11 protein-coding genes are annotated in these 13,713 nt (G+C 50.6%); 2 read left to right on the forward strand and 9 right to left on the reverse strand.

What is annotated here, in order from left to right; translation table 11 throughout:
• Positions 1–131 precede the first annotated feature (131 nt).
• Positions 132–878 carry a GntR family transcriptional regulator gene (locus tag DES37_RS03150; protein WP_036114956.1) on the forward strand — a complete coding sequence of 249 codons (747 nt, stop codon included), beginning with the start codon at positions 132–134 and terminating at the stop codon, positions 876–878.
• Here the strand turns inward: DES37_RS03150 and DES37_RS03155 are convergent.
• From DES37_RS03155 to DES37_RS03165, 3 genes are read right to left on the reverse strand one after another with little or no spacing between them, the layout of a single operon-like run.
• Positions 852–1,808 (reverse strand): PfkB family carbohydrate kinase, encoded by a 957-nt coding sequence (locus DES37_RS03155; protein WP_110024807.1) that lies wholly within the window; start codon positions 1,806–1,808, stop codon positions 852–854. The two genes, DES37_RS03150 and DES37_RS03155, sit on opposite strands and share 27 nt — an antisense overlap.
• Positions 1,805–2,809, reverse strand: coding sequence for an ADP-ribosylglycohydrolase family protein (locus DES37_RS03160; RefSeq protein WP_110024808.1), 1,005 nt, complete (start codon positions 2,807–2,809; stop codon positions 1,805–1,807). Before DES37_RS03160 ends, DES37_RS03155 begins: the two co-directional genes overlap by 4 nt.
• Positions 2,806–4,083, reverse strand: a complete 1,278-nt coding sequence (locus DES37_RS03165; protein WP_110024809.1) for a nucleoside permease — start codon at positions 4,081–4,083, stop codon at positions 2,806–2,808. Before DES37_RS03165 ends, DES37_RS03160 begins: the two co-directional genes overlap by 4 nt.
• A gap of 427 nt (positions 4,084–4,510) precedes the next feature.
• Here DES37_RS03165 and fbaB point away from each other — a divergent pair, with 427 nt between their 5' ends.
• Complete coding sequence (gene fbaB / locus DES37_RS03170; RefSeq protein WP_036114969.1) at positions 4,511–5,563, forward strand: class I fructose-bisphosphate aldolase; 1,053 nt, start codon at positions 4,511–4,513, stop codon at positions 5,561–5,563.
• Positions 5,564–5,632: 69 nt separating this feature from the next.
• Here fbaB and yegS read toward each other — a convergent pair whose 3' ends face one another.
• From yegS to baeS, 6 genes are all read right to left on the reverse strand, one after another.
• Positions 5,633–6,532, reverse strand: coding sequence for a lipid kinase YegS (yegS, locus tag DES37_RS03175; protein WP_036114972.1), 900 nt, complete (start codon positions 6,530–6,532; stop codon positions 5,633–5,635).
• Positions 6,533–6,821: 289 nt separating this feature from the next.
• A complete protein-coding gene (locus DES37_RS03180) occupies positions 6,822–7,931 on the reverse strand; it encodes an SDR family oxidoreductase (RefSeq protein WP_110024810.1) in 1,110 nt (369 codons plus the stop codon).
• Positions 7,932–8,541: 610 nt separating this feature from the next.
• Positions 8,542–9,231 (reverse strand): VIT1/CCC1 transporter family protein, encoded by a 690-nt coding sequence (locus DES37_RS03185; RefSeq protein WP_110024811.1) that lies wholly within the window; start codon positions 9,229–9,231, stop codon positions 8,542–8,544.
• Positions 9,232–9,871: 640 nt separating this feature from the next.
• Positions 9,872–11,233, reverse strand: a complete 1,362-nt coding sequence (gene trhP / locus DES37_RS03190) for a prephenate-dependent tRNA uridine(34) hydroxylase TrhP (RefSeq protein WP_110024812.1) — start codon at positions 11,231–11,233, stop codon at positions 9,872–9,874.
• A gap of 143 nt (positions 11,234–11,376) precedes the next feature.
• Positions 11,377–12,099: an envelope stress response regulator BaeR gene (gene baeR / locus DES37_RS03195; protein WP_036114984.1), complete on the reverse strand. Its 723-nt coding sequence runs from the start codon at positions 12,097–12,099 to the stop codon at positions 11,377–11,379.
• Entirely contained in the window at positions 12,096–13,685 is a 1,590-nt protein-coding gene (gene baeS / locus DES37_RS03200) for an envelope stress sensor histidine kinase BaeS (protein WP_110024813.1), read from the reverse strand. The genes baeR and baeS overlap by 4 nt, the downstream gene beginning before the upstream one ends.
• Positions 13,686–13,713: the final 28 nt, after the last annotated feature.

The following is a 13,713-nucleotide window of genomic DNA, read 5'->3' on the forward strand; positions in this document are numbered from 1 at the left end:
TGCGTTGGTTGTGCTCTTTCACCCCCGTTGTGTATGTTGTAAGGCACCTGGGGGTTACTCCTTGCCACCTTCCTGCAATTCGAATTATTTAGGGTATACTGGCATGAAACCCCGGCCAGAGAAAAACAGAGATGGAACAAGCGCATACCCGGTTAATTGCTCACCTTAATGAACGGATTGCCGCGCCCGACAACACGCCGCTGTACCTTAAATTTGCCGAAACGGTAAAAAACGCGGTGCGCAGTGGCCTGCTGGAGCATGGGAATATCCTGCCAGGTGAGCGAGACCTGAGCCAGCTGACCGGGGTGTCGCGGATCACGGTACGCAAAGCGATGCAGGCGCTGGAAGAAGAGGGTGTGGTAACCCGCGCTCGTGGTTACGGCACGCAAATCAACAATATCTTTGAATATTCCCTGAAAGAGGCGCGCGGTTTTTCTCAGCAGGTGGTGTTGCGTGGTAAAAAACCGAATACTCTGTGGGTCAATAAACGGGTGGTGAAATGCCCGGAAGAGGTAGCCAGCCAGTTGTCGGTTGCGCCGCAAAGCGATGTTTTTTTGCTTAAGCGTATTCGCTATGTCGATGAAGACGCTGTTTCAATTGAGGAGTCCTGGGTGCCGGCGGGGTTAATCCATGATCCCGATGCGATTGGTATCTCGTTGTACGACTACTTTCGCAGCCAGAATATATTCCCTCAGCGCACCCGCTCACGCGTCAGCGCCCGCATGCCGGACAGCGAATTTCAGGAACATATCAGTATGGATGACAAAATACCGGTGCTGGTGATTAAGCAAGTGGCGCTTGACCAGCAACACCGGCCGGTTGAGTACAGCATCAGCTACTGCCGCAGCGATCTATACGTCTTTGTGTGCGAGGAGTAACTCCTCACGCGTTGGGGCGCAGTCTCCGCCACGATGGCTGACAACCCAGGCTGCCACTGCGTTGCCAAGCCTTACTGAATCAGCCAGAGTCCAACCCGCGGCAAGGCCCGCCAGCGTTCCTCCTGCATGGCTGTCGCCTGCGCCGATAGTATCCACAACGGTTGCCTGAAATGCCGGAACATAGCCTGATTCAGTGCCGTCGTACCAGGTGGCGCCTTCTTTGTCATGGCGAACAATCAGTGCAGAGGCAAACCGTTGCTGCCATGCCTCTCCCAGTTGTTCCTCCGCCACACCCAGGCGCCCGGCGGCAATCTGCGCTTCCTGGCGGTTCAGCGAAACTATGGGGCGGCAGGCCATAATCCGTGCCATCAGCGCATCAGAGATATCGGCAAGACGCGGGCCGAAATCAATAAACGCGGTTACATCCGGCAATCCTTCCAGCCAGCTCGTCAACAGTTCACCGCACGGCGATACCAGTTGATATCCGGAAAGATAAACCAGGCTGCCTGGGGGCACATCGAGTTGAGCCAGCCACGCTGGTTGCCACTGGTTTTCTACGCCACTGAAGGACATAAATGTGCGTTCGCCGTCCGGCTCAACAAGTGCCAGGCACCAACCGTTATCACCCGTTTCAGCTTCTACCACGCTATGAAGACTCTGCTTTGCCATTGCGTTGCGAATGATATCGGCCCACACGCCGTGCCCCACGGGCAGGGCATTTTGCGCGGCAATACCCAGCCGTTTCAGGGCGATGGCGATATTCAGTGCACAGCCACCAATATTAACCCCTTGTTGTTTTAGCTCGATATCGCAACCGCTCCACGGTAAAGCCCAGGCGTCCGCAATCACGTCAATGACTGCGGCACCCAGCACAGTAAGCGGGCGTGTGGCGTGCAGTGTTTCAAGCTGGTGGGCAAAACCTGAATTCATACATCCTCCCTTTGCTCCCGATAGCGCAACAGTGCAGCGCAATACCTGGTGAAATCGAGCTGATTAACAGCGTCGAGTTCAGATTTAAGGGACGGGTTAATCGCCTGTACCCCGTGCAACGCGCCGCAAATGGCGGTTGCCATTGCGCCAATGGTGTCTGTATCGCCGCCCAGGTTGGCGCATAAAACTGCGCAGCGGTTCGGGTCGGTTCCGGCCAGCTCCACCATTGCAATGGCTGCCGGAACGGATTCGATGGTGTTGGTACCGGCACCAACCAACTGATAAACCTGTTCGCTGGCGGATTCAGTACCGTTTGCTTCGCGGACGGTTTTGAGTGCCAGTTCCAGGCGGGCCGCCAGTGATGGGCTGAAAGTAGTTGGTTTGGCTTCCTGCGCATAACGGGCGATACCGGGCAGAGCATCAGCAATGCTTTGCCAGCTTTCACCGTCAATAGCGCGGGAAACCGCCCAGGCAACTACTACAGCACCGGCAATCGCCAGGTCGGATTTATGCGTTGGGCTGGAGGCCAGAGCCACCTGGTCAACAAACTGTGCCAGATGGGTGGCCGGTAACAGGCAACCCAATGGTGAAGCACGCATCGCTGCGCCGTTGGTCACACCGTTGTTTTCCAGCTCGCTCACTGGTTTCCCGTCACGAATGGCGTTCAGTGCAATTTTAGAGGTTGGGCCTAATACATTTTTGTTAAAGGCGTCGAATGATTCTGCCCAGCGCAAAATATGCTTGCCGATGACATCGGCGTTGATCTGCCCGTCACATTCAATAATGGCATCAGCCAGGCAAAGCGCCATGGAGGTGTCGTCAGTAAACTCAGCCTGGTTAAAATAGCAGGCTGCATTGTTCTCTGCGGGGCCAGGTAAAAAGCGGTCGATCCAGCCAAAGTGCGCTTTGACACGCTTTCTTGGCCACAGCTCAGACGGCATGCCCATCGCATCCCCTAACGCCTGCCCATAAAGAGCACCGAGAACACGTTCTTGTTTCATTTAACTTCCCCTTGTGTCAGCGCGTTATCGCTATCAACCACCTCAATTGCGGTGATCTCTTTATCCGATTCGCGGAAAAACAGCATAAATAGTATGGCTATCACGGCAATCATGACTGCGCCGAATGTCCACATCCCGGCCCAGTTGAAGGTCAACCCATTCACTGGCTCGTGGTATGCGAACATTTTCTCCATCATCACACCACCCAGTCGGTAACCCAGCAGGCTGCCAAAGCCCTGGCAACACAGCGTAATCAAACCCTGTGCGGCAGTTCGCATATGTACCGGCGCTTTTTTATCCACATAGATGTACGCCGTTACGTAGTAGAAGTCATAACTCACGCCGTGTAACAAGATGCCGAGGAACAGCAGTGCATAGGTGAAGTATTGCTCTGCGCCACCGTAGACAAAGAAACCATAGCGAATAGCCGCAGTGATAAGGCCCAGCAGTAAGACCTTCTTAATACCAAAGCGATTGGTGAAGAATGGCAGCGCCAGCATAAAGAAGATTTCTGAGAACTGGCCAAGCGTCATCCAGCCGGTGGCGTTTTTCATGCCTACTTCTGTGAGATAACCGTTGGCAAAGATGTAGTAAAACGCCAGCGGCATTGCGAACAGGAACGAGCAGAAGAAGAACACCAGGAAGTTTTTGTCACGCAGAAGGATCAGTGCATCCAGCCCGAGCATCACTTTGAAATCCAGCTTGCCGGTGCTCTTTGGTGGCGTATTCGGCAGGAACAGGGCAAAAACACCAAGCAACGCGGAGCTTCCTGCGGTCATCAGCAAGGGGACATTGGTATCCGAAATGTCGTTATAGCCCAACATCTGCGGCAGGAAGCCGCATGCCAGCCCGGAGGCTATCCAGCCTATGGTTCCCATCACACGAATGCGTGGGAAGTCGGCCTCCACGTCATCCACGTTGGCAAAAGCGATGCTGTTGGTTAGTGCGATGGTAGGCATATACGTCAGCGAGTAAGCCAGCAGTAACGGGAAGAAGCTACTGAACTGGGTTTGCTGTGCGGCGAAGTACATCAGTACGGCACCAGCAAACATCAATAACGCCAGCACTTTCTGCGCTGCGAAGAAGCGGTCGGTCAGTGAACCGACCAGGATAGGCGAGAGGATTGCAGCAATAGCAGTGCAGGCATATGACCAGCCAATTTCACCTGCGGTAAAGCCGCTTTTACTGAGCCATAACCACAGTGGCACAAACCACGCGCCCCAGATAAACCATTCAACAAACATCATGAATGACAGTTGGACTTTGGTTTTCATTGTTTAATCCTTCATGTCAGATAGGGTACTCCTTTAAAATACCATTCAATAATACCTTTGAAATACCTTTGTGATGATTACTTGATCAGTGTAACAGTTTTGTTGTACACAAATCGGCCGGTGGTGTGTGTCGAAAGCAAGGCTGCACGCTGGAGAAGCTGTTCCATTCGGTGTGCACCCATATTGGTTTTGTGAGAGAGGAACACGAGAGAGGTAAACCAGCACTTCCCCCTGAAACCAGGGCTAACGGGAAGTTACAGGATGTCATTTTTACACAAGGGGCTCCCCTGAAAATCTGCTACGGTTATATTTCTCAGCGAATGATGAGCCGGGTTCAGGCTGCTCCTGGCAGTGAATTCTTCTGCGGTAAGGCGGCTTGTTTCAGGCATTGTTCGCTGGCAAACAGAGACAAATAATGGAGTTTATGATGACCGATATTATTCAGTTTCTTGGAAATGACGCCGATAACCTGCTGCAACACCGTTGTATGACGATTTCCGCCGAACAACTTTACCTGCCCGGCCCGGATTATGTGGACCGGGTTATGGTGGACAACAACCGCCCACCGGCTGTACTGCGTAACATGCAGACGCTCTATAACACAGGCCGCCTGGCCGGCACCGGCTACTTGTCGATACTGCCGGTTGACCAGGGTATTGAGCATTCGGCCGGTGCGTCATTTGCTGCCAACCCTCTCTATTTCGATCCCAAAAACATTGTGGAACTGGCGATTGAAGCCGGTTGCAACTGTGTGGCTTCCACTTATGGTGTGCTGGCTTCGGTTTCCCGCCGTTATGCTCACCGCATTCCATTTCTGATGAAGCTGAACCATAACGAAACCCTGAGCTACCCAACGACTTATGACCAGACGCTGTACGCAAGCGTAGAGCAGGCATTTAATCTGGGGGCGGTAGCGGTAGGGGCTACGATTTACTTTGGTTCAGAAGAGTCCCGCCGCCAGATAGAAGAAATCTCTGCGGCATTTGAGCGTGCCCATGAACTGGGGCTGGTGACGGTGCTGTGGGCTTATTTGCGTAACCCGGCATTCAAAAAAGATGGCGTGGATTACCATGCCAGCGCCGACCTTACCGGCCAGGCGAACCACATCGCAGCCACTATTGGGGCTGATATAGTTAAGCAGAAAATGGCTGAAAATAATGGCGGCTACAAAGCTGTTAATTTTGGTTACACCGACGAACGCGTCTACAGCAAACTCACCACGGAAAACCCCATAGACCTGGTACGTTACCAACTGGCGAATTGCTACATGGGCCGTGCCGGGTTAATTAACTCAGGTGGCGCCGCGGGTGGCGAAACAGATTTCGCTGATGCGGTGCGCACCGCCGTTATTAACAAGCGTGCTGGTGGTATGGGGTTAATTCTGGGGCGTAAAGCGTTTAAAAAATCCATGGCCGACGGGGTAAAACTGATTAATGCCGTGCAGGACGTGTACCTCAGTAAACAGGTCACTATTGCCTGAGCCGTTTACATTCAAAACAAGATAACTTTTATTGAAAGCGCCCCGGTAAGATGCCGGGGCGCGCTGGTATTATTTCAGTAACGGGCAGTCCGGGGGCAGGCGGCAGAAAACAGCGCCTGGTTTCACCACCAGGGAAAACTGGTTACCGCTGATTGGCTCACCATCCAGGTTAAACGTCATGGTGTGTTCAGCCCGGATTTCAAACCAGCTGCCGCTGGCTTCTATCATATGTTCTTCATCTTCACTGCGTGCCAGAGTGCTGAGCAGGGTGGGAACCAGAGACTCCCCGGTAAAAATACGCAGGTTCAGCATACCGTCGTTAATTAACGCTCCCGGGCAAAGTAACTGCCCGCCACCGGCCTGGCGGCCATTACCTATCCCCATAATCAGAGCATCACCTTCCCAGAGAAAATCGCCACTGCGAATTTCGCAATGATCCGGAGCCAGTTTATCCAGGCGCAGGATCCCATGGATCAGGTAGGAAACCCCACCGAAGGTTGCTTTCATGGTTTCCGGGGTATCGTTGGTCACTTTGGTACCGAACCCACCAGATGCCATATTAATAAAGCAGCGGCCACGGTTAACCTGGACCAGGTCAATCTGGCGCGGGCGGCCATTGATTGCCAGCATCAGTGCATTATTCAGGGCATCCGGGATCCCGGCCGCCGTGGCAAAATCATTAGCGGTTCCCAGCGGCAAAATTCCCAGGATTGGGCGTGATTTTTCTTCCAGCTTGTAAATACCATTGACCACTTCGTTCAGCGTACCGTCACCGCCCCCGGCAATGACGTTTTCGATTTTCAGGTGGTGAGCTTCATTAACAAACCGCTCTGCATCACCAAACTCCCAGGTCACACGGACGTGGAGATCAAACCCCCGTTCACGAAACTGATGAATGGTATCCCGTAAAATGGGATCATTAGCAAGTTTGCCATTAAGAATTAGCATGGAAGAGGCAAGTGTTTTCATGGCTTGTATTCCCTGTAAAGTGCTCCACACCCAAAGTGTAGTGCTATATAGAGATTGTTATCGTCAGAACAGCCTGAAAACTGGAGGGAAAAATAAGCCTGTGTAAGGGTTTTAGTTATTTCTGCTATACACCACCGGAAATGGTGCGATGCCCGCCATTGCGTGGTCTGCTACAACCGCTTTCACCGCACCATACAGGTATTAGATCCCGGGTAATGGTTTATGCTGTACATTCAGCAAACCGCATCCTTAAAGCCCGGTCAATCTATTGCCATTTAACAAATTTTTGTTATTTAAAGTCGCAGGCCATCATTTCCGTCACGCTTTGCCCGCGAGTTGAATCCACACACTTATCAATGTAAGACGTAAACTTGCGCGGAGCTGAAACACCCAGGTGGAGCAGTTGAGTATTGTCAAAAGTAACATTCAGGCGGGAGAACTGGCCATAGAGATTAATCGCTCTGAGTATAATCCTTTCATTGCACTCGCCGAAAAGTAATGGGAAGGATTTACGAATCCCCATAAAATACCCCATATCCACCATACGATAATTATCTGCTACCGGTTCCGTCCCCCCGGCCTGGGCCATCGCCTGGTCTATTTCAGCAAAATTTACACTGTATTCCGGCCCTGCTGAAATATGGTATATTTCGTTTTTGACATTTTCATTTTCTGTTAATGCCAGTAACGCTTCAGCACAAAAATCAACCGGCACTACATCAATTCTGTCTTGCAAATTACACATAAACTTACCCAGAGTAAGTGCCATTTTAAACACCCAAAAAATACTGCTTGATGGCTGGCAACCTAACTCTGAATGACCAACAATAATTGACGGTCGGGCAATTACTAACGGAAGTTCTGGTAACTCTTCACGCATTTTCCGTTCAATTGCTGCCTTGGCGCGAGTATAGTCAACAATATGTTGAGAATCGTCGGCTATGATGAGTGATTCTTTAATATTGTGCCCCGGTGTTGGCAAACAGGACATGGCGGTGCCAACATGCACAAAGCGCTGCAATGAAGCAATTTCTGACATTCTTTTTGCGAAAGCAAAAGTACCTTCTACATTCACTTTCCAGATCAATGGGTTCTTACCAAACGATGCAACTGCTGCGCAGTTAATTACATGCGTGACTTCATTCAGATACGGGTTGTTCAGAAACAGCTCAGGTTGAGCTAAATCACCTTCAATAATATTACTACCAGTGAGTTGGCCGGTTATCTCAGGAGAAAGCCCAAAACGAGCAAGGTTATCTTGTACTCGTGTTAATGCCGGGTAGTTTTCTGCTGTTCTGGCTAATATTAAAATATCCTTAATATTATATTTTTTTAGCGCATAACTTAAAACACAGCCACCAAGAAACCCGGTGCAACCCGTTATCAATAATTTACCCATTTTTTGCTATCGCTTTGATTAATAAATTAACACACTGCCCATTACGAAATGTAATTGTCAGTAATATGGACACACTGCCGTGGACATGCTATCCACAGGATATTAAAGGTTTTTTAACTGGCTGTGGCCAGATGCAACACTTTAAACACCCAGAAAACTGTTCTGCCAGCTCACATTCAGAAAAGTAGAAAACAATAAGACTGTCTGTTAGAAGAAAGAAACTTATCTCCTGTGAAAAGCACGAATTGTTCATACCAAAATAAATTACTCGCCCATCAGGTTATTCGCAACAAATAACAGTTGGGGAAAGTTAAACGGCAGCTTAACAAAACGATTTTTCTTTTAAAAAATGGATGCCAACAGAATGCAAGAGGAAAAGTATTGCAATTTAATATAATGATGAATGGCCGCGTGCCAGGTTGATGTGGCGGGAACATGCTGTTCATCTCAATAAGTTACAAAGTATTTTCGGTGTACACACTTGTTTTCTTGCGCCAGAGCTAACTCACTGTTGAAATAACCCAAATCAGGGGTAGTATTCACGTAATACGTTTTCTCTCAGATGTGCGCATACTTTCAGCCATACATCTTCAGCATATTAAATACTGAGCTAAGCCAGAACCTGGCCTGCGAGTGTTCCTGCTCCCATGGATAAAGCCATTGCCATTGCGCTCCAGAAAGTGATTCTGAGCATTGCTTTCAGTGGAGAAGCCCTGCCCGCAACGGATGAAATATACCCAAGGAAAGTCAGTGCGACGAGGGTGGAAAGAATGACAAACGGAAAAACCAGTGTGGATGGAGCCAGCCATGCAACGATTAAAGGCAACAGAGCACCTGCAGAAAAACTCGCCGCTGAAAAAATTGCTGCCTGCAGAGGACGTGCCGAATTCGTTTCTGTAAGCCCCAGCTCTTCACGGGAATGAGCATCAAGAGCATCTTTTTCCATAAGTTGTAATGCCACCTTGTGAGCCAGAACTGGCTCAACACCACGCTGTATATACAAAGAAGTGAGTTCATGAACCTCGCCTTCATAGTCAGCCTGCAACTCCTTCTTCTCCTGCGCGAGAGCGGCACGCTCGGTGTCTGTCTGGGATGAAACTGAGACATATTCCCCTGTCGCCATCGACATGGCACCGGCAACAAGCCCGGCAATTCCTGCCAGTAAAATACCTGAAGATGAACTGCCTGCCGAAGCAATGCCAAGGACAAGACTTGCTGTTGACACGATGCCATCATTTGCACCTAATACGGCAGCCCTTAGCCATCCCACTCGTTCGATACTGTGTCGTTCCAGATGCATGTTGCAGTTTCCCTTTTAAGCGCTGATTAAACACCACACATTACTAATATATAACAGGCTGTGCTGGCAAATAATTTATTCCCTCCGTATTAACCGCACATTAAGCCTGAATAGTTATGGGCACAATAACTTCTTTATTGCCATAAAATATGAAGTGATAATTAATATCATGTTCATTCAACCAGAGCATGAAAGAGAAAGAGTATATTAAACAGGAAACAATTAATTTTATTTTCCCCCTGATTTAAATATGGCGCTTTGGTATGGCGCGTATGAAGGGAATATCACCATTCGCCAAATATTGTTCCGAATAGCCAGGCGATTTATAAAGCAGACAGAAGCAGCATCAGGATGCCACAGGGGAGGGAATACAAAGGCACACCAGCGTTGTTATGCCAGACACAACAAGCCTGATACCGGCTATTCAGGTGGGTTATACGCAGACGTTAGCTTTTAGTGGAGCACATAAAAAAATAAGCCTGCGTAAGGGAGATTACACAGGCTAAGGAGGTGGTTCCTGGTACAACTAGCATTTATGGGTTATGTTTTTCAGCGTGCTAATAATATCCATATTAAACCGTCACGTATGTGATCCAGTTCTAAGGTTAGCACGCTGGTATACATGAACACCCGTTGGCTGTTACTTTGCGTGCGGATTACGGGTAGTTTGCCCCGCCAGGTTACGCATCAACAGGCCATATTCCAGCGCCAGGTCTGCCGGAACGGGCAGCCAGACTGTGTAGCCATCGCCCGGAGCCACGTCCATTGGCTGGCCTTTACCGTTTTCCATATGTTCCAGTGTGAAGCTGATGTTGCCCTGTGGCGTCATTAATTCCAGGCTGTCGCCTTTGCTGAATTTATTTTTTACCGCCACGGCAGCAAGCTCGCCGTGACGCTCGCCGGTAAATTCCCCGACAAACTGCTGGCGGTCGGAAACCGAATACCCGTATTCATAGTTCTGGTAGCTATCGTGGGTGTGGCGGCGCAGAAAACCTTCGGTATAGCCACGGTGTGCCAGGCCTTCCAGTGTTTCCAGTAACGACGGGTCGAAAGGTTTCCCTGCAGCGGCATCATCAATGGCCCGGCGGTATACCTGGGCGGTACGGGCGCAGTAGTAAAACGATTTGGTGCGCCCTTCAATTTTCAGCGAATGCACACCCAACTGGGTTAAGCGCTCAACATGCTGAATGGCACGCAAATCTTTGGAGTTCATAATATAGGTGCCGTGTTCGTCTTCGAACGCGGTCATATATTCACCCGGGCGCTGGCTTTCTTCAATCATGAACACTTTGTCGGTTGGCGCGCCAGCTCCGAGCGTTGGGTCTACATTCTGTACCGGAATGGGTTCATGCACATGTACAATATTGCCGATATCGTCTTCTTTGCCTTCCTGTACTTTGTATTCCCAGCGGCAGGCATTAGTACAGGTGCCCTGATTCGGGTCGCGCTTATTGATATAACCAGAAAGCAGGCAGCGGCCTGAATAAGCCATGCATAATGCACCGTGTACGAATACTTCCAGTTCCATTTCCGGAACCTGTTCACGAATTTCTGCAATTTCTTCTAAAGAAAGCTCGCGGGAAAGAATGACCCGGGTCAGCCCCATCTGTTTCCAGAATTTTACCGTCGCCCAGTTCACCGCATTCGCCTGTACGGAAAGGTGAATGGCTATCTCCGGGAAGGCTTCACGAACCATCATGATTAAGCCAGGATCAGACATGATAAGCGCATCCGGGCCCATATCCACAACGGGTTTCAGGTCGCGAATAAAGGTTTTCAGTTTGGCGTTATGGGGGGCAATATTCACCACTACATAAAACTTTTTCCCAAGCGAATGGGCTTCATTAATCCCCAGTGCAAGGTTTTCGTGGTTGAATTCGTTGTTACGCACCCGCAGGCTGTAACGAGGTTGTCCCGCGTAAACGGCATCTGCGCCATAAGCGAAGGCGTAACGCATATTTTTCAGCGTTCCCGCCGGAGAAAGTAATTCCGGTTTAAACATGTTGGGCTCTTTCTGATGTCAGGTCAGAACCGCTTCACCAGGTGAAACGGCAGGTATGCGGCGTAATGCCACACTTTCAGGGCGGGCATTGTAGCGCTTGCTGCAGGGGAAATAAACCCGGGCGTCAGCACGCCCGGTGGGTGTTACAGAAACTGGCAGGGGTCGGCTTCCCAGCGGTAGCCCACACCGTAAACAGCACGGATAAATGGCTGTTCTTCATCCAGTGCTTCCAGTTTGCGGCGCAGGTTTTTGATGTGGCTGTCTATGGTACGGTCTGTGACCACCCGGTAATCATCATAAAGATGGTTCAGCAACTGTTCACGGGAGAAGACTTTGCCTGGTTCATGGGCAAGGGTTTTTAGCAGGCGAAACTCTGCCGGGGTGAGATCCAGCGCTTTGTTATTCCAACTGGCCTGAAAACGGCTTTCATCGATTTTCAGCGTTGGGCCAGTATCTGTGTCACTCTGAAAAGCTTTGGGCTGGCAGCGGCGCAGAATGGTTTTAACCCGGGCAACAACCTCACGTGGGCTGTAGGGCTTACAGATATAATCATCCGCACCAATTTCCAGCCCCAACAGGCGGTCTATCTCTTCAATTTTTGCGGTGACCATAATAATAGGTACATCGGAAAAACGGCGGATCTCTTTGCAAATTGTCAGGCCATCTGTACCCGGTAACATCAGATCTAACAGGATAAGATCCGGCGGGGTCTGGCGCACATAAGGAACCACCAGATCCCCATGGTTAACCAGAGTTGGAGCATAGCTTGCCGCCCGCAGATAATCGATAAGCAACTGGCCCAGTTTTGGCTCATCTTCCACAATCAGGATCTGTGGTGCATTTTCATCAATCGGGAATTCGCTCATACGCTTCTCTGTGTTTCACTCTCTAAAGGTAAGGTGACATCAATACTGATGCCCCCGGCAGCGGCGTGCCCGGCGGAAATTTTACCACCATGGGCTTCCACAATATTCTGGCAAATGGCCAAACCTAAACCAGAGCCGCCACTGGCCCGGTTACGCGAACCTTCAGCACGATAAAACCGCTCAAATAATTGTGCAAGCTGTTCATCTGTAACCCCCGGGCCACTGTCAGCGAATTGCAGGTTGAGTGTGCCATTCTGTATACGGCCATTAATGGACAGCCCGCCACCGCTGTCAGTATAGCGCAGGCTGTTTTCCAGCAGGTTGTTGAATAATTGCATCAAACGATCCGGGTCGCCAAACAACGTGGCGCTGTCTGGCAAACTCAGGCTGATGCTTAAGCCGTGGCTGTTAAAGCGTTCACGAAATGCACCTGCGGCCATTTCCACCAGAGAGATAACCTCAATGTGGCGGCGCTGGTAGGCCAGAGCACCCTGGTCAGACATCGATAACTGGTGCAGGTCATTAACCAGTTTGGTCAGCGTACCCACTTCGGCCTGCAGCGAGGCAACAGATTCAGGGGTAAATTTCCGCACGCCATCCTGAATCGCTTCCAGTTCGCCACGCAATACTGCCAGTGGTGTGCGCAGTTCATGGGAAATATCCGCCATAAAGGCCTGGCGCATCTGCTGGTTTTTCTCAAGCGTGCTGGCAAGTTGGTTAAAGTCACTGGCAAGCCGGCCGAGTTCATCGTTGCTGCTTTGCTCTACACGGGTACTGAAGTCACCTGCAGCTAATTTGTGTGTCCCTTCCACCAGGCGCTTCACCGGTGCCAGTAACCCACGGGCCAGCGGAAATGTGGCTCCGGCAGCCATTAATGTTGCCAGTGCGACTATCAGCCAACTGGTGCGCCGTTGCTGGCGATCAAAGCTGATATCTGTGGTTCTGGTCAGGCGTTCAACCGGGGAAGCCACCACCCAGCCAACGGTAGTATCGTTGAATTTAATCGGTTCCCGGTTGCTGTCTGGCGGAATAGGGAAGGGAGGGCCAACCAACAGGCGGCTTTTTTGATCCAGAACCCAAAACTGTGCGCGCCAGCCATGGAGTGGATCCATTCCCGGCCCCGGGCCATGGGGATCGCCGTTATCCTCGCGAGGTGGTTCGCTGTTGGGCGCAAAGGGATCGGGCTGCCCAGGATCCATGTTGCCAGGCCCGCCGTCATCTGGCATGGCAACATCGTTTTCATCCTGGGCTCCTAAAGCAGGCGTATATTGTTCCATATTTCGTTCCCCTGCACGTGGAGGGGGCATTGGTGCACCTGCCAGATCGCGGTCAAAGGAGCGCAAAAGCTGGAACATAAACCTTTCATTGTGGCGCAGGAAGCGCCAGTTCCCATGGATGGCATACTGTTCCGCCAGGGTGTCCCGCAGCAGTACTAACCGCTGTTGGTTACCGTGCTTAATGTAATCAATAAAGCCCCGTTCAAAGCTGACACGTACTGCCCAGTGCATTGTGATAAGCAACAGAATGCAGGTGGACAGAATAGCAATAAATAATTTGCCAGTAATACCCAGGCGCCAGAACTTCATACAGGGCTCCAGTTCAGTCAATATCCGC

The organism is Mangrovibacter plantisponsor (genome assembly GCF_003182475.1).
GTDB lineage: Bacteria > Pseudomonadota > Gammaproteobacteria > Enterobacterales > Enterobacteriaceae > Mangrovibacter > Mangrovibacter plantisponsor.

Excerpts from the sequence above, each read along its gene's own strand:
- DES37_RS03150 (WP_036114956.1), top strand. The coding sequence starts at position 132 with ATGGAACAAGCGCATACCCGGTTAATTGCTCACCTTAATGAACGGATT.
- DES37_RS03155 (WP_110024807.1), bottom strand. The coding sequence starts at position 1,808 with ATGAATTCAGGTTTTGCCCACCAGCTTGAAACACTGCACGCCACACGC.
- DES37_RS03160 (WP_110024808.1), bottom strand. The coding sequence starts at position 2,809 with ATGAAACAAGAACGTGTTCTCGGTGCTCTTTATGGGCAGGCGTTAGGG.
- DES37_RS03165 (WP_110024809.1), bottom strand. The coding sequence starts at position 4,083 with ATGAAAACCAAAGTCCAACTGTCATTCATGATGTTTGTTGAATGGTTT.
- fbaB (WP_036114969.1), top strand. The coding sequence starts at position 4,511 with ATGACCGATATTATTCAGTTTCTTGGAAATGACGCCGATAACCTGCTG.
- yegS (WP_036114972.1), bottom strand. The coding sequence starts at position 6,532 with ATGAAAACACTTGCCTCTTCCATGCTAATTCTTAATGGCAAACTTGCT.
- DES37_RS03180 (WP_110024810.1), bottom strand. The coding sequence starts at position 7,931 with ATGGGTAAATTATTGATAACGGGTTGCACCGGGTTTCTTGGTGGCTGT.
- DES37_RS03185 (WP_110024811.1), bottom strand. The coding sequence starts at position 9,231 with ATGCATCTGGAACGACACAGTATCGAACGAGTGGGATGGCTAAGGGCT.
- trhP (WP_110024812.1), bottom strand. The coding sequence starts at position 11,233 with ATGTTTAAACCGGAATTACTTTCTCCGGCGGGAACGCTGAAAAATATG.
- baeR (WP_036114984.1), bottom strand. The coding sequence starts at position 12,099 with ATGAGCGAATTCCCGATTGATGAAAATGCACCACAGATCCTGATTGTG.
- baeS (WP_110024813.1), bottom strand. The coding sequence starts at position 13,685 with ATGAAGTTCTGGCGCCTGGGTATTACTGGCAAATTATTTATTGCTATT.